We start from the raw sequence: 25,939 nt of genomic DNA, 5'->3' as shown, positions 1-25,939 counted from the left end.
CTTACATGCGCTCCAGGGTTTCCAGGCCGAGCAGTTGCAGACCTTGCTTGAGGGTGCGCCCGGTCAGGGCTGCCAGACGCAGGCGGCTTTGTTGCTGCTCGGGCGTCTCGGCAGCCAGGATCGGGCAATTTTCGTAGAAGCTGGAGAACAGGCCTGCCAGGTCGTACAGGTAGCTGCACAAGACGTGCGGCGTACCCTTGTCGGCTACGTTATTGAGAATTTCTCCAAACTGGGCCAGGCGCGCGGCCAGGTCCTGCTCATGAGGCGCTTGCAGCACGATAGTGCCTTCGACTTCGTCAAAGCCCTTGCCCAGCTTGCGGAACACACCGGCCACGCGGGTGTAGGCGTAAAGCAGGTAGGGGGCAGTGTTGCCTTCGAAGTTGAGCATCAGCTCGAAGTTGAAGCTGTAGTCGCTGGTACGGTGCTTGGACAGGTCGGCATATTTCACCGCACCAATGCCCACCACCTCGCCGATGCGACGCAGGTCCTCTTCGGGCAGGCTTGGGTTTTTTTCCTTCACCAGCGCATACGCACGGTCCTTGGCTTCGTTGAGCAGGTCGATCAACTTGACCGTGCCGCCGTCACGCGTCTTGAACGGGCGACCGTCGGCGCCGTTCATGGTGCCGAAGCCCATGTGCTCCATCTGCATGGGGTGGCCCAGGAAGCCGGCGCGGCGAGCGACCTCGAACACCTGGTTGAAGTGCAGCGCCTGGCGTTGGTCGACGAAATACAGGGCGCGATCTGCCTTGAGTACGTTGCTGCGGTAGCGCACCGCGGCAAGGTCCGTGGTTGCGTACAGGTAGCCACCATCGGCCTTCTGCACGATCACGGGGAGCGGTTCGCCCTCGCTGTTCTTGAATTCTTCCAGGAACACGCACTGAGCACCCTGGTCTTCGACCAGCAGGCCTTTGGCCTTGAGTTCGGCAACGACATTGGCCAGGTCATCGTTGTAGGCGCTTTCGCCCATCACGTCGGCCATGGTCAGCTTGACGTTGAGCAGTTCGTAGGTCTTCTGGCAGTGCGACAGCGAGATGTCCTTGAACCGTGTCCACAAGGCCAGGCAGTCCGGGTCGCCCGCCTGCAGCTTGACCACCAGCCCCCGCGCGCGCGTGGCGAAGGCTTCGGATTCGTCGAAGCGCTTCTTGGCCGCACGGTAGAAGTTTTCCAGGTCGGAGAGTTCGTCGCTGGTGATCGGGTTCTCTTCAAGGTAGGCCAGCAGCATGCCGAACTGGGTACCCCAGTCGCCTACATGGTTCTGGCGGATCACTTGATCCCCCAGGAACTCGAGCACCCGCGCCACGCTGTCGCCGATGATGGTCGAGCGCAGGTGGCCGACGTGCATTTCCTTGGCCAGGTTGGGCGCCGACAGGTCGACCACCACTGTCTGCGCTGGGCCAGCCTTGCGCGCGCCAAGCCGGGGATCGTCAAGCGCTGCGTCCAGGCGGGCCGCCAACGCGGCGGTGTTCTGGAAGAAGTTCAGAAAGCCCGGACCTGCGATCTCGACCTTGCTGATGTCGGCGCTGGCCGGCAGGGCCTGGATCAGTTTTTCGGCCAGGTCACGTGGCTTCATGCCGGCCGGCTTGGCCAGCATCATGGCAATGTTGCTGGCGAAATCGCCGTGGGTCTTGTCCCTGGCGTTTTCCACCTGGATCGCCGGCGACAGCCCGTCAGGCAACACACCGTCGTTGACGAGTTGGGTGAGGGCTTGCTGGATCAGCTGGCGAATGGTGTCTTTCATAGGAATCTCTTTTCGACCGCAAGCGCGGCGGGCGCCTGGATGCGCTGGTGGAAAAACTGAGCATTATCCGTGGCTGGGCGCGCGTTGCCAACCTTGGCAGGCATGTGCCCAGGCATGGAGCCGTCTGAAAACCGCCGTTGGGCCCGCCCGCAGCCTTGCCGTTCGCGGCTTGGCGCTTGAAACCGCCCTCAGTAAAGATCCACCGGGTCGACGTCTACCGACCAGCGCACCTGGCGCCCGCTCGGCAGTTGCTCCAGCACCAGCAGCCAGGCGCTGATGAGGCGGTGCAAGGGCGCGCGGGTGCTGGCCTGCAGCAGCAACTGAGCGCGAAAACGCCCGGCTCGGCGCTCCATGGGGGCGGGTACCGGGCCAAGCAGCTCGATGCCGGGCAGGTGCTGCTGCGCCATCAGGCGCTCGGCTGCCGTGCAGGCTTCATCCAGAAACGCCTCGGCCTGCCCCGGCTTGTGCGCTTCGGCGCGCAACAGGGCCAAGTGCGAAAAAGGCGGCAAACCGGCGGCGCGGCGTTCGTCGAGCGCCTGCTTGGCAAAGGCAAAATAGCCCTGCTCGGTCAGTTGAACCAGCAGAGGGTGGTCAGCCAAGTGCGTCTGGATGATGACCTTGCCGGGTTCTTCCGCCCGTCCTGCACGGCCTGCGACCTGCACGATCAGCTGGGCCATGCGTTCACTGGCGCGGAAGTCACCGGAAAACAGACCGCCATCGGCATCGAGAATGGCAACCAGCGTCACCCGGGGGAAGTGGTGCCCTTTGGCGAGCATCTGCGTGCCGACCAGCAGGCTTGGCTGGCCGCGCTGAATGGTTGTGAACAGTTGGTGCATCGCGTCCTTGCGCGAAGTGCTGTCGCGGTCCACGCGCAGCACGGGATAGTCCGGGAACAACACCTTCAGGCGCTCTTCGGCGCGCTCGGTGCCGGCCCCGACAGGGCGCAGGTCCACGTGCTTGCATTGAGGGCAGTGATGCGGCAGCCGCTCGTCGTAGCCGCAGTGGTGGCAACGCAGCACGCCGGAGCGCTGGTGAACCGTCATGCGCGCATCGCACCGCGGGCATTCGGACAGCCAGCCGCAATCGTGGCACAGCAGGGTTGGGGCGAAGCCACGGCGATTGAGGAACACCAGTACCTGTTGTCCCGCCTCCAGGGTCTGGCCAATGGCCTGCTGCAAGGGGCCGCTGATGCCGCTGTCCAGCGGCAGGCTTTTCACGTCCAGGCGCAACATGCGTGGTGCGCGTGCACCGCCTGCGCGTTGGGTCATGTGCAGCAGGCGGTAGCGGCCGCTCACTGCGTTGTGCAGGGTTTCCAGGGACGGGGTGGCCGAGCCAAGCACGATCGGCACGTTCTCCTGGTGCGCGCGCACCAGCGCCAGATCCCTGGCGTGGTAGCGCAAGCCCTCCTGCTGTTTATAGGAGCCGTCGTGTTCCTCGTCGATGATGATCAGGCCTGGGTTCTTCATTGGCGTGAACAACGCCGAGCGGGTGCCGATGATGATGTCTGCCTCGCCGTCACGCGCGGCCAACCAGGCATCGAGGCGCTCACGGTCGCTGACGTTCGAGTGCACGAGGGCAATGCGGGCGTTGAAGCGCTGCTCGAAACGCGCCAGTGTCTGTGGCCCCAGGTTGATCTCCGGGATCAGTACCAGGGCCTGCTTGCCTGCCTCGAGCGTTTCGCGGATCAGTTGCAGGTAAACCTCGGTCTTGCCGCTTCCTGTAACGCCCGCCAGCAGAAAAGCGCCAAACTGCCCGAAGCCGCCGAGCACGGCATCGAAGGCATCACGCTGTTCTTCGTTCAGTGGCAACTCCGACTGCGCCAGCCAGTGCTCACACCGTTCAGCCGGGCGTTGGCGGCGTATTTCCACGCACACCAGCTCCTTGGCCAGCAGCAGGTCAAGGCTGTCCTTGTTGAGGTTGAGCTTCGACAGCACGCTGTGGGCCACCCCATGCGGGTGCTGAGCCAGGGTCTTGAGCGCATCACGCTGGCGAGGGGCGCGTGCGATGCGTGGGTCTTCAAGGCGAGCGCCCGGCGCTGCATGCCAGAAACGTTCCTGGCGCATCTCGGCAGGTTCACCCTGACGCAGCAGGGTAGGAAGCGCCCAGCTCAAGGTGTCGCCCAGGCTGTGCTGATAGTACTGGGCGGTCCATAGGCACAGCTTGAACAGCGACGCCGGAATGGGCGATACCGGGTCGAGCAGGGCGCTGGCTGGCTTGAGTTTGTCAGCCGGCACCTCGCTTTCGGCACACACTTCTACCAGAACACCGATCATCTCGCGCCGCCCGAACGGTACGCGCAGGCGCATGCCTGGCACCCATGTCTGGTTCGCCATGCCGACCGGCGCCTTGTAGTCGAACAGGCGGCGCAGCGGGGAGGGCAGGGCAAGGCGCAGGATGACGTCGGGCACGCTAATGGTCTCGGGGGGCGTTTCAGAACTGGCGAGCCTAGCAGACGACGGTCGGTACAAGCGACAACTTGCGCTGGCGCCATGCTCTGGTATTATTTGCCGCCTAATTACGTGCGGTATTCAACAATTGGTGTTGGATGGCGGCACGCAGCTCGAGGAAGTGACCATGAAAGCTGATATCCATCCGAACTACGAAGCAGTTGCTGTCACCTGCAGCTGCGGCAACAAATTCGAAACCCGTTCGACCCTGGGCGATACCCTGTCGATCGACGTTTGCAACCTGTGCCACCCTTTCTACACCGGTAAGCAGAAAGTCCTGGACACCGGCGGCCGCGTACAGAAGTTCGCCGATCGCTTTGGCATGTTCGGTGCCAAGAAAGGCTGATGCGCATGGCGAACCCTTCGGGTTTCGCAGCGTTGCAGAAAAAAGCGCCCCTTGTGGGCGCTTTTTTTATGCTCGCTTGTTGGGTATCCCAGGCGCAGGCTTTCTGCCCGGCGCCGTCACGTGCTCAATGGGTGGCCGTACGGCATGTGGTCGATGGTGACACCGTGCGCTTGGTCGATGGCCGCAGTGTGCGTCTGATCGGGATCAATGCCCCCGAAATCGGCCGCAAGGGACAAGCGGATGAGCCTCTTGCCCAGGCTGCCCGCAAACGCCTGCAAGCATTGATCAAAGCCAGTGACGGGCGCGTTGGCTTGGTACGCGGCAAGGAGGGCAAAGACCGGTACGGTCGCAGCCTGGCCAACTTGTACAGCCGTGAAGGGCATAATCTTGAGGCGCAGCTGCTCAGCGAAGGGCTTGCATACCGTATTGCCATTGCACCCAATACTGAGCTGAGCGGTTGCCAGCAGCGCGCCGAGTCAGTCGCGCGCCGGGCGGCTGTCGGTGTGTGGAAACGCTCACCGGTGATGCCTGCCCATGCAGTGCGTAAACCAGGTTTTGCGCTGGTGTCAGGCCGCGTCACCGCCATCGAACGCAGTCGTACGGGGGTTCGATTGACCCTCGACAGCGCCATGACGCTGCACATACCCGCTCGTCTGCGCCGTGCATTGCCCGCGGGTTTCTTCGATAACCTCAAAGGGCAAAAGGTCGAGGCCAGGGGTTGGATTCGCAGCCATTCACGTAAAGTGCCCTACGCGCCGGGTCAGCGACGCTGGCAGATGACCCTTACAGACGTCAGCATGCTCGACCGCCTGCAAAGATAAAAGATGTAGACATTTCTACACCAGATTGTACACACTGAAGCCTGCATGCCCCGTGGGTTGTAGCATAAAGTCTTAGGCTAGAGGCCTTGACACGAGTGACCGGCCAGTCTTGTGACGGCTGGACTCTTTGCGTATCCTCGGCGGTCCGTCAGAACAGCCAATAGCGGAATGCCCAACATGTCAGACCTGAAAACCGCCGCTCTCGAATATCACGCTCACCCTCGCCCAGGGAAACTGAGCGTCGAGCTCTCCAAGCCCACCGCCACCGCCCGTGACCTCGCCCTGGCCTACAGCCCAGGTGTGGCAGAGCCTGTGCGCGAGATCGGTCGTGATCCGGAGCTGGCCTACAAGTACACCGGCAAAGGCAACCTGGTTGCAGTGATTTCCGATGGTACTGCCATTCTCGGTCTTGGCGATCTGGGTCCGCTGGCGTCCAAGCCTGTCATGGAAGGCAAGGGTGTTCTGTTCAAGCGTTTCGCCGGTATCGACGTGTTCGACATCGAAGTCGAGTCCGAGAGCCCGCAGGCCTTCATCGATACCGTGCGCCGTATTTCGATCACCTTCGGTGGCATCAACCTCGAAGACATCAAGGCGCCAGAGTGCTTCGAGATCGAACGCACCCTGATCGAGCAGTGCGACATTCCGGTCTTCCACGATGACCAGCACGGCACCGCCATCGTAACGGCCGCCGGTATGATCAACGCCTTGGAAATCGCCGGCAAAACCCTCGAAGACGCCAAGATCGTCTGCCTGGGCGCAGGTGCAGCGGCCATTTCCTGCATGAAGCTGCTGGTCAGCATGGGTGCGAAGGTCGAGAACATCTTCATGATCGACCGCAGCGGCGTCATCCACGCTGGCCGTGACGACCTGAACCAGTACAAGGCACAGTTCGCGCACGCCACCGACAAGCGTACGCTGGCCGATGCCCTTGAAGGCGCTGACGTGTTCGTGGGCCTGTCCGGTCCAAACCTGTTGAGCGCTGAAGGCTTGAAGTCGATGGCCGCCAACCCGATCGTGTTTGCCTGCTCGAACCCCGATCCTGAGATCGCCCCTGAGTTGGCACACGCCACGCGCGACGACGTGATCATGGCGACGGGTCGTTCCGACTATCCGAACCAGGTCAACAACGTGCTGGGCTTCCCGTTCATCTTCCGCGGCGCGCTGGACGTTCGAGCCAAGCGTATCAACGAAGAAATGAAAATCGCCGCTGCCATCGCGCTGAAAGACCTGGCCAAGCAGCCGGTTCCCAAGGAAGTATGCGAAGCCTACGGCGTGGACGGCCTGGAATTCGGTCGTGAGTACATCATTCCCAAGCCGCTGGATGCACGCCTGATTACTGTCGTCTCCGACGCCGTGGCCAAGGCTGCTATCGAGTCGGGCGTCGCTACGCTGCCGTACCCGAAGCATTACCCGCTCAAGAACGTTGATGACGTGTTCAACGGCTGATCGTCGTTCTGCACCAACAAACCCGGCTGTCATGGCCTGATGCTGTTTACGTAGGGCCGCGAAGCGGCCCAACGATATCAAGACAGTATCAAGCCATGACAGCCGGGTTTTTTCATGGCTGTAGAACAAAGGGGCAGCGGGAATTCGCCGGCATCGAGCCGTAATGCCAGGGCCGCCTTGCAGCCCTGTCAGGGTACCGGTCAGGTCTCAGAAGAGATCCATTGGCGTTGCTTCATCGGCTGGAAGCGGGCTACCCGGTGCAGTCCCGTTACCCAGTTCGTCCACCGACGGTGGCGAGTCCTCTGCCTTGAACAGCTCGAAATAGGCATTGGGCGTGCTTGCCGAGGCAGCACGGCCACTGACGGGATCGACCCTCAGGCTCAGGATGCCTTCAGGCTGCGCGGGCGGGTGCTCAGGCCGGCCTTGGAGAGCCGGGCCCATGAAGCCCATCCAGATCGGCAGTGCGGCAGTGCCACCGTATTCCCGACGACCCAGGGTTTCGGGCTGATCGAAACCAACCCACACCGTGGTCACGTAATCGGCGTTGTAGCCCGAGAACCAGGCATCCTTCGATTCGTTGGTGGTACCGGTTTTGCCCGCAAGGTCGGTGCGTCCCAGTGCCAGCGCTCGGCGGCCCGTACCGCGTTTGATGACGTCCTGCAGCATGCTGGTGAGGATATAGGTGGTACGGCCGTCGATGATGCGCTCGGCCACTGCCGGGGCTTGTGGTGCGGGCGCCTGATCGAGCGAAGTGGAGGGCTCACCCGGCACTTGACCAGTGCTGATGGGCTGCTCGGGAGCGGCCAGCCCGGCATTGTCTTCCGAACCTTGAGGAACGCGTGGCGGATTGGCCGTGAACAGCGTCTCGCCATTGCGGCTCTCGATACGGTCGATCAGGTACGGCGAGATCTTGTAGCCGCCATTGGCGAACGTACTCCAGCCGGTGGCGATCTCCATCGGTGTCAGTGTGGCAGTACCCAGTGCCAGCGACAGGTTGCGTGGCAGGTCCTGCTTGTTGAAACCGAACTTGGCGATGTAGTCGATGGTGCGGTCGATGCCCATGGCCTGCAGCAGTCGGATCGAAACCAGGTTGCGCGACTTGTACAGGGCTTCGCGCATACGAATCGGGCCGAGGAACGTATTGGTATCGTTCTTGGGGCGCCAGACCTTGTCCACCGATTCGTCGACGAACACGATGGGTGCGTCATTGACCAGGCTGGAGGCGGTGTAGCCGCTGTCGAGCGCTGCGCTGTAGATGAAAGGCTTGAAACTCGAACCGGGCTGGCGCTTGGCCTGCATGGCACGGTTATAGTTGCTCTGCTCGAACGAGAAACCGCCGACCAGTGCGCGGATGGCGCCGCTGGTAGGGTCCAGGGTGACGAGCGCGCTCTGGGCGCTGGGCACCTGGCTGAATTTGAACGACCCGTCATCCAGCCGCTGCAGGCGCACCAGGTCGCCGACTTGGGCAACGTCTGCCGGCGACTGGGGCGCACGGCCTTGGGCATTGGTGTTGATGAACGGACGCGCCCACTTCATCGTGTCCCAGGCTACGGTTTGTTCCTTGCCATTGCGGGTCAACACCTGGAGGCCGGTCTTCTCGACGCGGGTAACGATTGCCGGTTCCAGCCCCCCCAGTGTGCGCTGCCTGGCCAGTTCGTGAGTCCAGGCTGCCATGGTGCGGCCTGGGAAGCGTGCCTCGGGGCCGCGGTAGCCATGGCGTTGGTCGTAGTCGGTCAACCCTTTGAGGACCGCCTTGTTGGCGATTTCCTGCGTGTCGCTAGGCACGGTGGTAGTCACACGCAAGCCTTCGGTGTAGGCGTCGCTGCCGTAGCGGCCGACCATTTCGGCACGGGCCATTTCGGCGACGAAGGGCGCATTCACCTCAGGGGTGGGCACGTGATAGCGGGCGTTCAGCGGCTCGGCCAGGGCGGCCTGGTAGCTTGCCTCGTCGATCTTGCCGAGCTTGTACATGCGGCCCAGGATCCAGTCACGGCGCTCCTTGGCGCGGACCGGGTTGGCCAGCGGGTTGAAGCGTGACGGCGCCTTTGGCAGGCCCGCGATCATCGCCATCTGCGCCAGGCTCACGTCACGGATCGACTTGCCGTAGTAAACCTGGGCGGCGGCATCAATGCCGTACGCACGGTTGCCCAGGTAGATCTTGTTCACGTACAGCTCGAGAATTTCGTCCTTGGTCAGCTCGCGCTCGATCTGCAGTGCCAGCAGGATCTCGTTGGTCTTGCGCGAGAAACTGCGTTCGCTGGTCAGGAAGAAGTTCTTCGCCACCTGCATGGTGATGGTGCTGCCGCCGGTCTGGATGTGGCCGGTCTTGACCAACTGTGTGGCCGCGCGCATCAGGCTGCTGGGGTCGACGCCATAGTGGTTGAGGAAATTGTCGTCCTCGGCCGACAGAAGTGCCTGAATGAACTGTGGCGGAATCTCCGAGAAGCGGATCGGGGAGCGGCGCATTTCGCCAAATTCCGCGATCAGCTTGCCGTCGCTGCTGAACACCTTGAGGGGGATCTGCAACTGGATGCTTCTGAGCGAATCGACCGAAGGCAGGTTGGGGCTAAGATACAGAAACGCGCCGCTCACACCGAGTACGAGCGCGCAGATGGCTGCGACGGAAGACCACCAGAAGAACTTAAGCAGACGTATCAAGGCTTTTCGGTGTCCAGGTTGTGAATGGGTTGCACGCAGGCCCGGCGGGCCGGAAAACGCCGGGCATTATAAGCATTTTTCGCCACGCCGGGGTTACCGCCCGGGCTGCTCGTCGTCTGGCGGCGGCCAGGTCCAGGGGGTGCCCCAGGCAGCATCGAGCGCAAGGGAGGCCGCGATGCTTGGACGCTTCAGCAAGGATGCCGGTTCATTTACAGGGATTGAAATCGTCGAGAATGCGGTGCGGGTGGTTCAGTTGCGCAAGCGCAAGCGGCGCTTTGAGGTGCTGTGCCAGGCACAGGAACCCTATCAGCAGCCAGCCGACACCACCTGGATGGTTCAGCCAGCACATGCTGCAGCGGCGCTGCGCCGTGCCTTCGAGCGTCACGGTGTATGCCAGCAGCGAGTGGCCATGGCGCTGGCAGCCGACCAGGTGATCTGCAAGCCGTGCCGCGTGCCGCGTCAGGCGTGCGAGGAGCAGATCGAAGCGCAGTTGCTCGCCGAAGCCGAGCGGCTACTGCCTTTTGCGCTGGATGACCTGGCCATGGATTTCCATGTGCTGGGTCCCTGTTCTGATGAGCCGAACAGTGTCGACGTGATGGTGGCGGCTTGCCGGCAGAGCACGCTGGCACTGGTGCAATCGGTGGCGAGGCACGCGGGGCTGCAACTTGAAGCCGTCGAGGTCGATACGATTGCCCTTACCCGGCTGTTACCACCTGCCTGTTCGGATCAATCCGCCGTGTTGCGGATCGATCTGCAAAACATCGCCCTGCATCGTTGGCAGCGCCAAGGCGTCTGCCAACGATGGGCGTGGACGTCGACTGAACCCATGTTGTCGGGTGAGCTGCCAGAGCAGGTCGTCTTGGCGCTCGTGTCGCAGGGCCTGCCGGCGGACCTGTGGGTGTCCAGCGGCGCCTGCATGACCCCTCGGCACCTGCACGCGATGAGCGAACGGCTCAACGTGCGTTGCCGGCCGTTACCCGCACCCGGCGGGCTCGAGTGTCTCGGTGGCCCCATGCTGCTTGCCAGCACGCTGGCGGCAGGTGGGTTACGGGCATGATCAGGTTCAACCTGCTTCCTTGGCGCGAGCGGCAGCGGCAAGCGGCCATTCGGCGCTTTCGCAACCAGCTGCTGGCAAGCGCCTTGGCGGCCCTGTGCGCCGTGACGATGGTCGATCAGCTGGCGCGTCAACGGGCCCAGTTGCAGACGACCGATAACAGGCAGCGTGCGGCGGCATTGGCGGCCCTGAATGAGCCGACAGCGTCGAGGGCGCAGCTACAGGACCAGTACGCCACGTCGTCGAGTCAGCTTGCCCGGTTTGAGACGCTGCGCGCTGAACAGCGCATCCTGGAGGGGCTGTTCACGGACCTTGAGCGCGCCCTGCCGACCACTGTGCAGTTGTTGGGCCTGCAACTCGAAGCCAGCCACCTGCAGATTACGGGCCTCGCTCCCTCTGGCGCCGTGATCGCCCAGTTCATGCGGGACCTGGGTCGCTCTGGCATGTTGATCGACCTGCAACTCAAGCACATCAAAAGCCTGCCCCGTGCCGATCAGTTCCTGCTGACGGCACGCGTCGCTGCGTCCTGGTCATGAAACTGCAGGCGCACTTGGATCGAGCGGCGCTGCTCGGGCAGTCCGTGCGGGCCAAGCGCATGGCGCCAGTGCTGCTGGCCGTTTGCCTGTTCGCCTTGGGCTGCGCGATACGCCTGCCCGCAGCGCTGCAGCAAATGGACCAGGAGCAGGCCAAGTCCCAGGCACTGGATGAGCAGCAATCGGCTTTGAATGGAGAACGCGCAACGCTCGACAGCCTGCGCGCCTCGGTGGCAGGGGCTGAGCAACGCCTGCAGGTGGCCCTGTGGAACATGGCCGCCGGCCAGGACATGAGCGACCTGGTGGACCACATCTCGGCGTTGGGCCGTGCCCACGGCTTGCTCATCGAGCTGCTGCGGGTGCAAGAGGCGCAACCCCATGGTGAGTACCAACAGGTGCCGCTGGAGCTGCGGGTCAAAGGCGAGTATGCCGGCGTGCGGCAATGGTTATTGGAGTGGCTTGGCCAAGCTCGGCTGCTGCGCACTGGCGACATGAGCCTGGAGCCTGTCGCCGGGCAGCCTGGCATGGTGCAGCTACGGCTGCAGGTCGATGCCTTTCAGGCAACTGTCCCGACGCTGCAACCACAGACATTGGCCCAGCTGCCGGCAAGCGTGCCCGCGGCGGCACCACAGGTCGATCCGTTCAGGCCGCAGCAGGACCGGCTGCCTGATCGCGGGCTGGCAAGCGTGCCGCTGTCCCAGGTGCGCATGGTTGGCAGCCTGTCACGGGCACAGGCTAACGAAGCGCTGTTAATGGCGGCCGGTAAGGTTCATCGGGTGCGGCTGGGCGACCGGGTCGGGCGCGATCAAGGGGTCGTTACGCATATCGATTCGGTTCAAGTGGAAATCCGCGAACACTGGTTCATGGACGGTGCATGGCACGAGCGCGTTGCGTTTATCTCTATGGCAACACCTGTGGGCAAGGAGGCCCTGGTCCTGGATGAGCAAGACATGGAAATGGCTATTGGCAACCCTGCTGCTGCCGTTGACGGCAATGGCGGCCCCTTACCAGGGTAAGCGGCTGTCACTGAATTTTCAGGATGTCGAGGTACGCGCCGTGCTGCAGGTGCTTGCCGATCATGCCGGCATCAACCTGGTCGCCAGCGACGACGTACAAGGGAGCGTCACCTTGCGACTGGAAGATGTGCCTTGGGATCAAGCGATCGACCTGGTATTGCGCAGCAAGGGCCTGGGTCGACGCCACGAAGGCAACGTGCTGCTGATCGCACCGCTTTCTACCCTGAGCGCGCAGTCGTTCGAGGGCACCTCGAACCCACTCGACACGCAATCACAACCCATGCGTCGGGAACTGATGCGTATCCACTACGCCAAGGCCGCCGATTTGTCCGAGCTGTTACTGGCGAGCCTGTCTGAGGACGGCATTCTTGCCGGCAGGGGCAGCCTGGGCGTGGATGAGCGCACCAACACGCTGGTGGTCCACCAGCCGGCGAATCGACTCGCCGAGATTCGGCAACTGATCGCCCAATTGGATGTGCCCGTGCGTCAGGTAGCGATCGAGGCCCGTATCGTGGAGGCCAACGTCGACTACCAGAAAGGCCTGGGGGTGAGATGGGGCGGCGACCTGTACAGCGCCGCACCGAGAGCGGGCAAGGACCTGTTCGTTGACCTGGGCGTCGAGCGGGGCGGCGGCAGCCTTGGCGTTGGTCTGTTGCGCGGCGACGTGCTCCTTGACCTTGAGCTCAGTGCCATGGAAAAGAGCGGTGAGGGCGAGATCATCTCCCAGCCCAAGGTAGTGACCGCCGACAAGGAGACGGCGCGGATACTCAAAGGTACCGAGGTGCCTTACCAGCAGTCCAACAAGAACGGCGCGACAACCGTGTCGTTTCGCGAAGCCTCGCTTTCACTGGAGGTGACGCCGCAGATCACGCCGGATGACAGTGTCGTCATGACCGTGAGAGTGACCAAGGACGAACCTGACTACGTCAATGCCCTCAATGACGTCCCGCCCATTCGCAAGAACGAGGTCAATGCCAAGGTCAGGGTCGAGAACGGGCAGACTATCGTGATCGGTGGCGTCTACTCCACCACGCAAAACAATGTAGTGGACAAGGTGCCATTTTTTGGCGATCTGCCGTATGTTGGACGGCTGTTTCGACGCGATGTACTACAAGAGAAAAAATCCGAGCTGCTGGTCTTCCTGACTCCGCGTATCATGAGTGACCAGACGATTGCCGTGAGTCGTTGATTCTGTGCGAAATTTGATACTTGTGGGGCCCATGGGTGCTGGTAAAAGCACCATCGGGCGCCTATTGGCCAAAGAGCTGCGCCTGCCATTCAGGGATTCCGACAAGGAAATCGAACTGAGGTGCGGTGCCAACATTCCGTGGATCTTCGACAAGGAAGGCGAACCGGGTTTCCGTGACCGCGAGCAGGCCATGATTGCCGAATTGTGCAGCCTTGATGGCGTGGTCGTTGCCACCGGTGGCGGGGCGGTCATGCGCGAGGCCAATCGCCGCGCGCTGCACCAGGGCGGGCGGGTGATCTACCTGCATGCCTCGGTCGAGCAGCAGGTCGGCCGCACCGCTCGGGATCGCAACCGGCCATTGCTGCGTACCGCCAACCCGGAGGCGACCCTGCGCGCCTTGCTCGAAACCCGAGACCCGCTCTACCGTGAAATTGCCGACCTGGTGGTGCAAACCGACGAGCGGCCACCGCGAATGGTGGTGATCGACATTCTCGAGCGCCTGCAGCAGTTGCCGCCCCGTTAACCCGGGACTATTCTCGGCCTCCTGCGCCGAGGCGAGGCTCAACGATACCGCGTGGCTTGCCTGCCGAAGGCGCCGTGCACCAGCTCATTGTGGGGATACATGCAGACACTGAAGGTCGACCTGGGCGAGCGCAGCTACCCGATCTACATTGGCGAAGGCCTGCTGGACCAGCCTGAGTGGCTGACGCCGCATATCGCTGGCCGTCAGGTTGCCATCGTTTCCAACGAGACCGTGGCGCCGCTCTATCTGGAGCGCCTGAGCAAGACTCTGGGGGCTTACAGCGTACTGCCGGTGGTCCTGCCCGACGGTGAGGCCCACAAGAACTGGGAAACGTTGCAGCTGATCTTCGATGGCCTGCTGACGGCCCGCCACGATCGGCGCACCACCGTTGTAGCGCTCGGTGGCGGCGTGATCGGCGACATGGCCGGTTTTGCTGCGGCGTGCTATCAGCGCGGTGTGGATTTCATCCAGGTACCCACCACCCTGCTGTCGCAGGTGGATTCGTCGGTCGGCGGCAAGACCGGCATCAATCACCCACTGGGCAAGAACATGGTCGGGGCGTTCTACCAGCCCAACGCCGTGGTGATCGACACCACGACCCTCGGGACCCTGCCAGCGCGTGAGCTGTCTGCCGGGTTGGCCGAAGTCATCAAGTACGGTTTGATCTGTGACAAACCTTTCATGGCCTGGCTCGAAGAAAATATGCCGGCGCTGCGCAGCCTCGACGCCGTCGCGTTGACCGAAGCCATCCGCCGCTCGTGCGCGGCGAAGGCAGCCGTCGTAGGGGCTGACGAGCGCGAGTCGGGTGTTCGCGCCACGCTCAATCTTGGCCATACCTTCGGCCATGCCATCGAAACCCATATGGGCTATGGCGTCTGGCTACATGGCGAAGCCGTGGCAGCAGGTACGGCCATGGCGCTGGAAATGTCCATGCGTCTGGGCTGGATCACGCAGGCCGAACGCGACCGCGGCATTGGCTTGCTGCTGGAGGCAGGCTTGCCGGTGGTGCCCCCGCAGGAAATGACCCCAGCGCATTTCATGGAACACATGGCGGTCGACAAGAAGGTGCTGGACGGCCGTCTGCGCCTGGTGCTGTTGCGCCAGCTAGGCGAGGCCGTGGTCACCGACGACTATCCCTATGAGATTCTCCAGGCCACGCTGTCGGCGGATTACCGCGCGATCGTGGCCCAGCTTTGAGGTTGTGACAGCGCAATGACCAGTTTGCACGCCGATGAGGCCTTTCTCGACCATTACCAACTGAGCCATGACCCGTTCGCACCGCGGGTACCGGGCTTCAAGTTCTTTCCCGCCCAGCGCAAGCCGGTTCTGGCGCAGCTGCACCACCTGGCTCGCTACAGCCACCTGATGCTGGTGGTCACCGGGCCTCTGGGCAGCGGCAAGACCTTGCTGCGCCAGGCGCTGGCGGCCAGCACCAACAAGCAGTCGGTGCAGAGCGTCGTGGTTTCGGCCCGCAGTGCCGGCGATGCTGCCAGTATCCTCGGCCAGATTGCGCAGTACCTGGATGTGGCCGAGCCGCAGGTCCAGAGCATCCTGTCCAAGATGGTGCAACTGGCCCTGACTGGCCAGGAAGTGTATCTGCTGGTGGACGATGCGGAACAACTGGACGAGTCGGCACTCCAAGCGTTGCTGGAATTGGCGGCAGGCGTTCCCGAAGGGCGTCCGCATGTATTCCTGTTCGGTGAGCCATCGCTGATCGCAGGGCTCGATGAGTTGAATATCGAGGAAGAACGCTTCCACATCATCGAACTTGCGCCGTACAGCGAGGAGGAAACCCGCGAGTATCTCGAACAGCGCCTGGTGGGTGCCGGCCGGGGTATCGAGGTGTTCAGCCGGGAGCAGATCGCCGATATCCATGAAAATGCCGATGGGTGGCCTGGCACTATCAACCAGGTTGCCCGTGACACTCTGATCGAAGCCATGATCGCCAGCCGCTCGACGGCAAAGCGACCAGCCATGGGGTTCAAGATGCCTAAAAAACACGTACTCGCGCTATCCGCCGTGGTCGTCGTCGCCGTGGCCGCGGCGGTGTTGATGCCCCGCAAGGGCGACAAGGCCCCTGAAGATGCACCCGCAGCCCAGGCCCAGTTGCCCCTTGGCGACGGCAATTCCGGCGCGGCAATCGAGTTCTCCGGCTCGTCCCAGCCCAAGCCCCTGCCGCTGGGCGGGCAGTCGCAACCGGTCATGCGTGAACCGTTGGCCCAGGCCGCAGGCATGGGCGAGGGCGAAGAGGGCAGCCCGGCGGGTGATACCGCGTTGCAACCGGGCAACCCGCCACCCACGGTAACCACCATCGCACCGCCACAGGGCGTGTCTGCTGGCCCAGCGCCGGCGCCTGCCCAGCCGGTGACCTCCACGCCCAAGCCGGTGGTCACGCAACAGCCCAAGCAAACCACGCCGGCCAAGCCTGAGCCTGCACCTACCCAGGTGGCGGTGGCCAAGCCCGCGCCCAAGGTCGCCGAGAAAGCTGCTGAAAAACCAGCGTCAGGTGGCAGCGGCAACAGCAGCTGGTACACCGGTCAGAAGCCGGGCAACTACGTGGTGCAGATTCTGGGGACCAGCTCCGAAGCATCCGCCCAGGCCTTCGTGAAAGCCCAAGGTGGCGACTATCGCTACTTCCGCAAGTCCCTGCAGGGCAAACCGCTTTACGTGGTCACTTACGGTAACTTCGCCAACCGCGATGCAGCTGTGGCTGCCATCAAGAACTTGCCAGCGAAGGTCCAGGCTGGTAAACCTTGGCCACGTACCGTCGCCAGCGTCCAACAAGAGCTGGCTTCGGCCCGCTGATACCTTCCGGGCAGCACCACCCCGCTGCCCTGTAGCCAAGCGAATTCTGGTTTTCGTCTAGCCTGCTGCGCCTGAGCGCGGCAGGCTTTTCTGTCCCGGGCTGCCGGCCACAAGCCGCCCATGCAGTCCTGGCTGAATCGCTTCAGAGTCCAGCGAAGTTGCCACATGGTTGGCGGCATCAATACATTCAAAAATGCGACATAAATTTTCAATGGTGAGACATGAAAATTTGTGAGTGTCGCTGTCGCTGTGCAACAATGGTTTTCCATGGCCACCGCAAAAAAGCTGGCGTTTGATCGGCGTGGATGGTAAGTGGTTGTTAAAAAAGAGATTTGCCTCCGTTGAGGGGTGAACCTGGTGAGAATGTGTCTATGAAAACAGGTCTGTACCATCCCGAAGAATTCAAGGACAACTGTGGTTTCGGCCTGATCGCCCATATGACGGGCGAGCCCAGCCACCACCTTCTGCAAACCGCCATGCAGGCATTGACCTGCATGACGCACCGCGGCGGTATCAACGCCGACGGCAAGACCGGCGACGGTTGCGGGCTGTTGATGCAGAAGCCCGATCAGTTCCTGCGTGCCATGGCCCAGGAACATTTTGCCGTCGAACTGCCCAGGCAGTACGCCGTCGGCATGGTGTTCTTCAACCAGGATCCGATAAAGGCAGAAGCGGCCCGCGCCAACATGGACCGTGAAATCCGCGCGGCCGGCCTGCAACTGGTGGGCTGGCGCAAGGTGCCGATCGACACCAGCGTGCTGGGTCGCCTAGCCCTGGAACGCTTGCCGCAAATCGAGCAGGTGTTCATCGGCGGCGACGGCCTGAGCGACCAGGAATTGGCCATCAAGCTGTTCAGCGCCCGCCGCCGTTCGTCGGTAGCCAATGCCCATGACGCCGACCACTACATTTGCAGCTTCTCGCACAAGACCATCATCTACAAAGGCTTGATGATGCCGCGGGACCTGGCTGCGTTTTACCCGGACCTGAGCGACGAGCGCCTGCAAACCGCGATTTGCGTGTTCCACCAGCGCTTCTCCACCAACACCCTGCCGAAGTGGCCGCTGGCGCAGCCCTTCCGCTTCCTTGCCCATAACGGCGAAATCAATACCATCACAGGTAACCGCAACTGGGCCATGGCCCGGCGTACCAAGTTCGCCAATGACCAGATCCCCGATCTCGAGGAGCTCGGCCCGCTGGTCAACCGCGTCGGCTCAGACTCGTCGAGCATGGACAACATGCTCGAACTGATGGTGACCGGCGGTATCGATCTGTTCCGTGGCGTGCGCATGCTGGTGCCGCCAGCCTGGCAGAACGTCGAGACCATGGATGCCGACCTGCGCGCCTTCTATGAATACAACTCCATGCACATGGAACCCTGGGACGGCCCGGCCGGCATCGTGATGACCGAAGGTCGCCACGCAGTGTGCCTGCTCGATCGCAATGGGCTGCGTCCGGCGCGTTGGGTCACCACCACCAACGGCTACATCACCATTGCCTCGGAAATCGGGGTGTGGGGCTATCAGCCCGATGAAGTACTGGCCAAAGGCCGCGTCGGACCCGGGCAGATCCTGGCGGTGGACACCGAAACCGGACAGATCCTCGACACCGATGCCATCGATGACCGTCTCAAGTCCCGCCACCCGTACAAGCGCTGGCTGCGTCAGCACGCCACGCGGATTCAGGCGACCCTGACCGACGACCAGGGTGTGGCCAGCTACGACGCTGACCAGCTCAAGCAGTACATGAAGATGTTCCAGGTCACTTTCGAGGAGCGTGACCAAGTGCTGCGCCCCTTGGGTGAACAGGGCCAGGAAGCGGTCGGTTCGATGGGGGACGACACGCCGATGGCCGTGCTGTCGCAGCGCGTGCGCTCGCCATACGATTTCTTCCGCCAGCAGTTCGCCCAGGTCACCAACCCGCCGATCGACCCGCTGCGCGAAGCGATCGTGATGTCGCTTGAGATCTGCCTAGGCGCCGAGCGCAACATTTTCCAGGAGTCGCCGGAGCATGCCTCGCGCGTCATCCTGAGCTCGCCCGTCATCTCGCCGGCCAAGTGGCGCTCGCTGATGAACCTGGAGCGTGACGGCTTCGAGCGCCAGCTGATCGACCTGAACTACGAAGAGGCCGTTGGGCTGGAAGCGGCTATCCGCAACATCGCCGACCAGGCAGAAGAAGCCGTGCGCGCGGGCAAGACGCAACTGGTACTCAGCGACCGCCACATCGCCCCTGGCAAGCTGCCGGTACATGCTTCGCTGGCCGTAGGTGCAGTGCATCACCGCTTGACCGAGCAAGGCCTGCGTTGCGACAGCAACATCCTGGTGGAAACCGCCACCGCCCGTGACCCGCACCACTTCGCCGTGCTGCTGGGCTTCGGGGCTTCGGCGGTGTACCCGTACCTGGCCTATGAAGTGCTGGCCGACCTGATCCGCACTGGCGAAGTGCTGGGCGATCTGGACGAGGTGTTCAAGTACTACCGCAAGGGCATCTCCAAAGGCCTGCTCAAGATCCTGTCGAAGATGGGCATCTCCACGGTCGCCTCCTACCGGGGCGCTCAGTTGTTCGAAGCCATCGGTCTTGCCGAGGAAGTGGTCGGGCTGAGCTTCAAGGGTGTGTCGAGCCGTATCAAGGGTGCGCGCTTCGTCGATCTGGAAAGTGACCAGAAGCTGTTGGCTGCCGAGGCCTGGAGCGTACGCAAGCCGATTCAGCAAGGTGGCTTGCTGAAGTTCGTCCATGGTGGCGAATACCACGCCTACAACCCCGACGTGGTCAACACCCTGCAGGCCGCCGTGCAGCAGGGCGACTTCGCCAAGTTCAAGGAATACACCACACTGGTCGACCAGCGCCCGGTGTCGATGATCCGCGACCTGTTGAAGGTCAAAGTGGCTGACCAGCCGTTGCCGCTGGAGCAGATCGAACCGCTCGACGCCATCCTCAAGCGCTTCGACTCTGCCGGTATCTCGCTGGGTGCGCTGTCTCCAGAAGCTCACGAAGCCTTGGCCGAGGCGATGAACCGCCTGGGCGCGCGCTCCAACTCCGGCGAAGGCGGAGAAGACCCGGCGCGCTATGGCACCCTCAAGAGTTCCAAGATCAAGCAGGTGGCAACCGGCCGCTTTGGCGTGACCCCTGAATACCTGGTCAATGCCGAAGTCTTGCAGATCAAGGTGGCCCAGGGCGCCAAGCCCGGCGAGGGCGGTCAGCTGCCCGGCGGCAAGGTCAACGGCCTGATCGCCAAGCTGCGCTACGCCGTACCGGGCGTGACGCTGATCTCGCCTCCACCGCACCACGACATCTACTCGATTGAAGACTTGGCGCAGCTGATCTATGACCTCAAGCAGGTCAATCCGCAGGCGCTGGTTTCGGTCAAGCTGGTGGCCGAGGCGGGTGTCGGTACCATCGCCGCTGGCGTGGCCAAGGCCTATGCCGACCTCATCACCATCTCGGGCTACGACGGCGGCACGGGTGCGTCGCCACTGACCTCGATCAAGTATGCGGGCGCGCCATGGGAACTGGGCCTGGCCGAGACTCATCAGACCCTGCGTGGCAACGATTTACGCGGCAAGGTGCGGGTGCAGACCGACGGCGGCCTGAAAACCGGCCTGGACGTCATCAAGGCGGCCATCCTGGGGGCCGAGAGCTTCGGCTTCGGCACTGCGCCAATGATCGCGCTGGGTTGCAAGTACCTGCGTATCTGTCACCTGAACAACTGCGCAACCGGCGTGGCTACCCAGAACGACAAGCTGCGCAAGGATCACTACATCGGCACGGTCGACATGGTCGTCAACTTCTTTACCTTCGTTGCCGAGGAAACCCGTGAGTGGCTGGCAAGGCTAGGCGTACGCAGCCTTGGGGAGCTGATCGGGCGCACCGACCTGCTCGAAGTGCTGCCGGGCGACACCGAGCGTCAGCACCACCTGGACCTGACCCCGCTGTTGGGCAGCTCGCACATTGCGGCCGACAAGCCGCAGTTCTGTGAGGTGGACAGGAACCCGCCTTTCGACAAGGGCGAGCTTGCCGAGAAGATGGTCGAAATGGCCATGCCGGCGGTGCGTGACCAGGCCGGTGGCGAGTTCGCGCTCGACATCTGCAACTGCGACCGTTCCATCGGTGCGCGTGTGTCCGGTGAGATCGCGCGGTTGTACGGCAACCAGGGCATGGCCGGTACGCCGATCACGTTCCGTTTCAAAGGCACCGCAGGCCAGAGCTTCGGCGTCTGGAACGCCGGTGGCCTGAACCTGTACCTCGAGGGTGATGCCAACGACTACGTCGGTAAAGGCATGACCGGTGGCAAGGTCACCATCGTGCCGCCGGCCGGCAGCCCGTTCGAAACCCAGCACAGCGCAATCGTCGGCAACACCTGCCTGTACGGCGCCACCGGTGGCAGGCTGTTCGCTGCCGGTACGGCGGGCGAGCGCTTCGCTGTTCGCAACTCTGGTGCCCACGCCGTGGTAGAGGGCACTGGTGATCACTGCTGTGAGTACATGACCGGCGGCTTCGTCTGCGTCCTGGGCAAGACCGGTTACAACTTCGGCTCTGGCATGACGGGCGGCTTCGCCTACGTGCTCGACATGGACAACAGCTTCGTCGACAAGCTCAACCACGAACTGGTGGAAATCCAGCGCATCAGTGGTGAAGCGATGGAGGCTTACCGCAGCCACCTGGCGCGGGTTCTTGCCGAGTATGTGGATGAAACCGGCAGCGAGTGGGGGCGCGAGCTCTCCGAAAACCTGGACGACTACGTACGACGTTTCTGGTTGGTCAAGCCCAAGGCCGCCAACCTCAAGCAACTGCTGTCCAGCACCCGCGCCAACCCGCAGTAAACAGCTGCACGTGACCAACCCTGGGCGCTCGACCGGAGCAGCCCAGGGTTTGCCCGGCTCAAGTGATCGTCTTGCGGCTTGCAGCGTGTAGCGTGCGGCTGCTGTTAAGAGGTTTTGAAAAATGGCTGAACGTCTGAACAACGACTTCCAGTTCATCGAAGTGGGCCGCAAGGACCCGAAGAAAAAATTGCTGCGCCAGCGCAAGAAAGAGTTCGTGGAAATCTACGAACCCTTCAAGCCGCAGCAGTCCGTTGAACAGGCGCACCGTTGCCTGGGCTGCGGTAACCCGTATTGCGAGTGGAAGTGCCCTGTGCACAACTTCATCCCCAACTGGTTGAAGCTGGTGTCCGAGGGCAACATCCTGGCGGCCGCCGAGCTGTCGCACCAGACCAACACCTTGCCCGAAGTCTGTGGGCGCGTATGCCCACAGGACCGTCTGTGTGAAGGCGCCTGCACCCTGAACGACGGTTTCGGCGCCGTGACCATCGGCTCGGTGGAGAAGTACATCACCGACACGGCCTTCGCCATGGGCTGGCGCCCGGACATGTCCAGGGTCAAGCCTACCGGCAAGCGCGTGGCCATCATCGGTGCCGGCCCGGCTGGTCTGGGCTGCGCAGACGTGCTGGTGCGCGCTGGCGTGACGCCCGTGGTGTTCGACAAGAATCCTGAAATCGGCGGCTTGCTGACCTTCGGTATCCCTGAGTTCAAGCTCGAAAAGAGCGTGCTCAGCAATCGCCGCGAAGTCTTCACCGGCATGGGTATCGAGTTCCGCCTCAACACTGACGTGGGCACGGACGTGACCATGGAACAGTTGCTGGCCGAGTACGACGCGGTCTTCATGGGTATGGGTACCTATACCTACATGAAAGGCGGCTTCCCTGGCGAAGACCTGCCAGGGGTGCACGATGCCCTCGATTTCCTGATCGCCAACGTCAACCGCAACCTGGGCTTCGAGAAGTCGCCTGAAGATTTCGTCGACATGAAGGGCAAGAAAGTCGTGGTCCTGGGCGGTGGCGACACGGCCATGGACTGCAACCGTACCTCGATTCGCCAGGGTGCCCAGACGGTGACCTGTGCCTACCGCCGCGACGAAGCCAACATGCCGGGTTCGCGCAAGGAAGTGAAGAACGCCAAGGAAGAAGGGGTGAAGTTCCTCTACAACCGCCAGCCCATCGCCATCGTTGGCGAGGACAAGGTGGAGGGCGTGAAGGTGGTCGAGACCCGTCTGGGCGAGCCTGATGCGCGCGGGCGCCGCAGCCCGGAGCCAATCCCGGGTTCTGAAGAGATCCTGCCGGCCGATGCGGTGGTGATCGCGTTCGGCTTCCGCCCCAGCCCCGCCTCCTGGTTCGAGCAGCACGATATCCAGCTCGACAGCCAGGGCCGTGTCGTGGCGCCGGAGAAGAGCAGGTTCAAGCATCAGACCAGCAACCCAAAAGTGTTCGCCGGTGGCGACATGGTGCGCGGGTCGGACCTGGTCGTGACCGCGATTTTCGAAGGGCGTACCGCTGCAGAAGGCATTCTGGACTACCTGGAAGTCTAAGCGCCCTGGCAGGTAAGGTGGGGTCGCTGGGCGGCCTCATTTGCCTGGGGCAGACGCCCGGGCTTGCCCAGGAATGCTTGACCTGAAGCACGCAAAAAACAAAACGCATGGCCCCGACCGTGCCTTTTGTGTCGGTGTCTGAGAAAATGCCCCCACTATTTTTCCGGATGCCGACATGACTGCCCTGAAGAACGACCGTTTCCTGCGTGCTCTGCTCAAGCAACCCGTTGACGTCACCCCGGTATGGATGATGCGCCAGGCCGGCCGCTATCTTCCGGAGTACCGCGCCAGCCGCGCCAAGGCCGGCGACTTCATGAGCCTGTGCAAGAACCCGCAGTTCGCCTGCGAAGTGACCCTGCAGCCGCTGGACCGTTACCCGCTGGATGCGGCGATCCTGTTCTCGGACATCCTCACCATCCCGGACGCCATGGGCCTGGGCCTGTATTTCGAAACCGGTGAAGGTCCGCGTTTTCGGAAGGTGGTCAGCACCCCGGCCGACATCGAGGCGCTGCCTGTTCCCGACGCGCAGAAAGACCTGGGCTATGTGATGGACGCGGTCAGTACCATCCGCCGCGAACTCAATGGCCGCGTGCCTCTGATCGGCTTCTCCGGCAGCCCCTGGACCCTGGCCACCTACATGGTCGAAGGCGGCTCCTCCAAGGATTTCCGCAAGACCAAGGCCATGGCCTACGACAACCCACAGGCACTGCACCTCTTGCTGGACAAACTGGCGCAGTCGGTAACCACGTACCTCAATGGGCAGATCCTGGCCGGAGCCCAGGCCGTGCAGATCTTCGATACCTGGGGCGGCAACCTGTCGTCGGCGGCCTATCAGGAATTCTCCCTGGCCTATATGCGCAGAATCGTCAGCGGCCTGATTCGCGAACATGACGGGCGCAAAGTCCCCGTCATCCTGTTCACCAAGAACGGTGGCCTGTGGCTGGAAAGCATTGCCGATGCCGGGGCCGATGCCCTGGGGCTGGACTGGACCTGCGACATCGGCGATGCCCGTCGCCGGGTAGGTGACAAGGTCGCCTTGCAGGGCAATATGGACCCGACCGTCCTGTATGCCCGGCCGCAGGCCATTCGTGCGGAAGTGGCGCGCATCCTGGCCAGCTACGGCCATGGCAGCGGCCATGTGTTCAACCTGGGCCACGGCATCACGCCGGAGGTCGACCCTGAAAACGCGGGCGCCTTCATCAATGCCGTGCACGAGCTGTCGGCGCAGTATCACCAGTGAACCGGTTGTGACAGCGCATTACGCTGCATGGCCCGACTGGGGCTGAATGCAGCAAGGCTGTCGCATTAAGTTTCAATTCAGCGGTGCTCGCTAGGCTGGTCCTACTCCAACACAGATAGGACCCGCCCCCATGAAAGCACGCTATCTTGCCCTGATCCTTGCCCCCCTGTTCAGCACCGCTGCATTGGCTTCAGGTGGCTACACCGGCCCTGGCGCGCAGTCGATTTCCACCGTGGCCGCTGCCAGCGAGGCCGCAGACGATACCCCGGTGGTCTTGCAGGGCTACGTAACCCGCAAGCTCGACAACGATGACAAATACGAATTCAAGGACAGCACCGGCACCATCACGGTCGAGATCGATGACGAGGACCTGCCAGCCACGCCATTCAATGACAAGACCAAGGTCAAGCTCACTGGTGAAGTCGAGAAACACTTGATGAGCCGCGAGGTGGACGTGGACCGTGTCGAGATCATCAACTGATCCAGCACTCCTGTCGCAGGCAGGCCGGTTCTTGGCGAGTCCGCCGCGCCGTGAACCGGCCTGCCCCCAGCCTTCAGGCGGCCTTTGGCGCCAAGGTGCTCAGGCGCAACGCCACCATCAGGGCCACCGCCAGCAAGCTCCCAATGAACAGGCCAATACCATTCCAGCCCCAATGATGCCAGAACACCCCGCCCGCCGTGCCCGCCACGCTTGAACCGGCGTAATAGCAGAACAGATACAGCGAAGAGGCCTGGCCCTTGGCTTTCAGCGCCCGGCGCCCGATCCAGCTGCTGGCCACCGAGTGAGCCCCGAAGAAGCCGAAGGTGAAGACGAGCATGCCCAGGATGATCAGTGACAGCGGCTGGGTCAGGGTCATGAGCAAGCCGCCGCCCATGACCACGATGCTGGCCCAGAACACCTTGCGCCGCCCCAGCCTGTCAGCCAGTGCGCCCACCTGGGCCGAACTGTAGATGCCGGACAGGTAGACGACCGACAGCAAACCCACCAGGGCTTGGTTCATGTGATAAGGCTCGGCCAGCAAGCGGTAGCCGATGTAGTTGAACAGAGTGACGAAGGCGCCCATGAGCAGGAAGGCTTCGAGGAACAGCCAGGGCAAGCCGGCGTCCTTGAAGTGCATGAGGAACCCGTTGACCAGCGTGCGTGGGTTCAGGGTCTGGGGCTGGAAGTTGCGCGACTCGGGCAATGCCTTCCAGAACACGATCGCCGCCAGCAACGCCAGGCTTCCCAAGGTGAGCAGTGCCGCGTGCCAGCTGACGAAATCGATCAGCACGCCAGTGATCAGGCGTCCGCACATGCCGCCGATGGCATTGCCGCCGATGTACAGGCCCATGGCCAGGCCGATGTGCTGTGGGTGGATTTCTTCACTGAGGTAGGTCATGGCCACCGCCGCCAGCCCGCTCAACGACAACCCGACCAGTGCCCGGGTTGCCAGGACCAGCTCCCAGGTCGGCATTACCGCGCTGGCTATCGTGGACAAGGCCGCGCAGCCCAGCGCCGCCACCATTACCGGCTTGCGGCCGATGCGGTCGGAAATCGGGCCTGTGACCAGCAGACCGAGCGCCAGCATGCCGGTCGAAACCGAAAGCACCAGGCTGCTCTGTGCAGCGTTGATGCCGAACTCCTTCGACAGCAAGGGCATCATCGGTTGGACGCAGTAAAGCAGGGCAAAGGTAGCGAAGCCGCCGCTGAACAGCGCCAGCACCGTTCTCATGAAGGCCGGCGTGCCTTTTTCGATCCAGGCGTCGTTCGAGGTCATGGGCTCGGG

At 62.7% G+C, this 25,939-nt stretch carries 18 protein-coding genes; 14 read left to right on the top strand and 4 right to left on the bottom strand.

The features are described from left to right. Position 1 precedes the first annotated feature (1 nt). Together argS and NMB38_RS20560 are read right to left on the bottom strand one after the other, a co-directional pair. On the bottom strand, positions 2 to 1,738 hold the full coding sequence (argS, locus tag NMB38_RS20565; RefSeq protein ID WP_088522830.1) for an arginine--tRNA ligase: 1,737 nt from the start codon (positions 1,736 to 1,738) through the stop codon (positions 2 to 4). 188 nt (positions 1,739 to 1,926) lie between these two features. Next, complete coding sequence (locus tag NMB38_RS20560) at positions 1,927 to 4,146, bottom strand: primosomal protein N' (RefSeq protein WP_281211476.1); 2,220 nt, start codon at positions 4,144 to 4,146, stop codon at positions 1,927 to 1,929. 166 nt (positions 4,147 to 4,312) lie between these two features. Between NMB38_RS20560 and rpmE the strand changes: the two genes are divergently transcribed. From rpmE to NMB38_RS20545, 3 genes are all read left to right on the top strand, one after another. Further along, positions 4,313 to 4,531, top strand: a complete 219-nt coding sequence (gene rpmE / locus NMB38_RS20555) for a 50S ribosomal protein L31 (protein WP_023532368.1) — start codon at positions 4,313 to 4,315, stop codon at positions 4,529 to 4,531. After that, positions 4,531 to 5,352, top strand: a complete 822-nt coding sequence (locus NMB38_RS20550) for a thermonuclease family protein (RefSeq protein ID WP_125921872.1) — start codon at positions 4,531 to 4,533, stop codon at positions 5,350 to 5,352. Before rpmE ends, NMB38_RS20550 begins: the two co-directional genes overlap by 1 nt. Before the next feature lie 177 nt (positions 5,353 to 5,529). Beyond that, entirely contained in the window at positions 5,530 to 6,798 is a 1,269-nt protein-coding gene (locus NMB38_RS20545) for a malic enzyme-like NAD(P)-binding protein (protein ID WP_023532374.1), read from the top strand. A gap of 207 nt (positions 6,799 to 7,005) precedes the next feature. Here NMB38_RS20545 and NMB38_RS20540 read toward each other — a convergent pair whose 3' ends face one another. Then, positions 7,006 to 9,456, bottom strand: a complete 2,451-nt coding sequence (locus NMB38_RS20540; protein ID WP_494354859.1) for a penicillin-binding protein 1A — start codon at positions 9,454 to 9,456, stop codon at positions 7,006 to 7,008. Positions 9,457 to 9,631: 175 nt separating this feature from the next. Between NMB38_RS20540 and pilM the strand changes: the two genes are divergently transcribed. From pilM to NMB38_RS20485, 11 genes are all read left to right on the top strand, one after another. Next, the gene (pilM, locus tag NMB38_RS20535; protein WP_125921870.1) at positions 9,632 to 10,513 is read left to right on the top strand and encodes a type IV pilus biogenesis protein PilM; all 882 of its coding nucleotides are present in this window, start codon (positions 9,632 to 9,634) and stop codon (positions 10,511 to 10,513) included. Then, positions 10,510 to 11,046 carry a PilN domain-containing protein gene (locus NMB38_RS20530; RefSeq protein WP_027913508.1) on the top strand — a complete coding sequence of 179 codons (537 nt, stop codon included), beginning with the start codon at positions 10,510 to 10,512 and terminating at the stop codon, positions 11,044 to 11,046. Before pilM ends, NMB38_RS20530 begins: the two co-directional genes overlap by 4 nt. Beyond that, positions 11,043 to 12,059, top strand: a complete 1,017-nt coding sequence (locus NMB38_RS20525) for a pilus assembly protein PilP (protein WP_088522832.1) — start codon at positions 11,043 to 11,045, stop codon at positions 12,057 to 12,059. The genes NMB38_RS20530 and NMB38_RS20525 overlap by 4 nt, the downstream gene beginning before the upstream one ends. Beyond that, positions 11,983 to 13,248 carry a type IV pilus secretin PilQ gene (locus tag NMB38_RS20520; RefSeq protein ID WP_490805782.1) on the top strand — a complete coding sequence of 422 codons (1,266 nt, stop codon included), beginning with the start codon at positions 11,983 to 11,985 and terminating at the stop codon, positions 13,246 to 13,248. The genes NMB38_RS20525 and NMB38_RS20520 overlap by 77 nt, the downstream gene beginning before the upstream one ends. Positions 13,249 to 13,252: 4 nt before the next feature. Next, the gene (gene aroK, locus NMB38_RS20515; protein ID WP_027913510.1) at positions 13,253 to 13,771 is read left to right on the top strand and encodes a shikimate kinase AroK; all 519 of its coding nucleotides are present in this window, start codon (positions 13,253 to 13,255) and stop codon (positions 13,769 to 13,771) included. Between the two features lie 99 nt (positions 13,772 to 13,870). After that, on the top strand, positions 13,871 to 14,968 hold the full coding sequence (gene aroB, locus NMB38_RS20510; protein WP_110606388.1) for a 3-dehydroquinate synthase: 1,098 nt from the start codon (positions 13,871 to 13,873) through the stop codon (positions 14,966 to 14,968). 15 nt (positions 14,969 to 14,983) lie between these two features. Next, positions 14,984 to 16,576: an SPOR domain-containing protein gene (locus NMB38_RS20505; protein WP_490805781.1), complete on the top strand. Its 1,593-nt coding sequence runs from the start codon at positions 14,984 to 14,986 to the stop codon at positions 16,574 to 16,576. 371 nt (positions 16,577 to 16,947) lie between these two features. After that, entirely contained in the window at positions 16,948 to 21,393 is a 4,446-nt protein-coding gene (gene gltB, locus NMB38_RS20500) for a glutamate synthase large subunit (protein WP_027913513.1), read from the top strand. Positions 21,394 to 21,514: 121 nt separating this feature from the next. Further along, entirely contained in the window at positions 21,515 to 22,933 is a 1,419-nt protein-coding gene (locus NMB38_RS20495; protein WP_028686680.1) for an FAD-dependent oxidoreductase, read from the top strand. Between the two features lie 175 nt (positions 22,934 to 23,108). Then, entirely contained in the window at positions 23,109 to 24,173 is a 1,065-nt protein-coding gene (gene hemE / locus NMB38_RS20490; RefSeq protein ID WP_027913515.1) for a uroporphyrinogen decarboxylase, read from the top strand. Positions 24,174 to 24,303: 130 nt separating this feature from the next. After that, complete coding sequence (locus tag NMB38_RS20485; protein WP_023532560.1) at positions 24,304 to 24,654, top strand: YgiW/YdeI family stress tolerance OB fold protein; 351 nt, start codon at positions 24,304 to 24,306, stop codon at positions 24,652 to 24,654. Between the two features lie 73 nt (positions 24,655 to 24,727). On the opposite strand, the gene NMB38_RS20480 is transcribed toward NMB38_RS20485, so the two are convergent. Next, positions 24,728 to 25,930: an MFS transporter gene (locus NMB38_RS20480; protein WP_372237577.1), complete on the bottom strand. Its 1,203-nt coding sequence runs from the start codon at positions 25,928 to 25,930 to the stop codon at positions 24,728 to 24,730. Between the last annotated feature and the right edge of the window lie 9 nt (positions 25,931 to 25,939).

The sequence above is a fragment of the Pseudomonas sp. FBCC-B35 genome (assembly GCF_059133755.1).
Note: the sequence above shows the minus strand (reverse complement) of the source record. Positions and strands in the feature narration are given on the sequence as shown.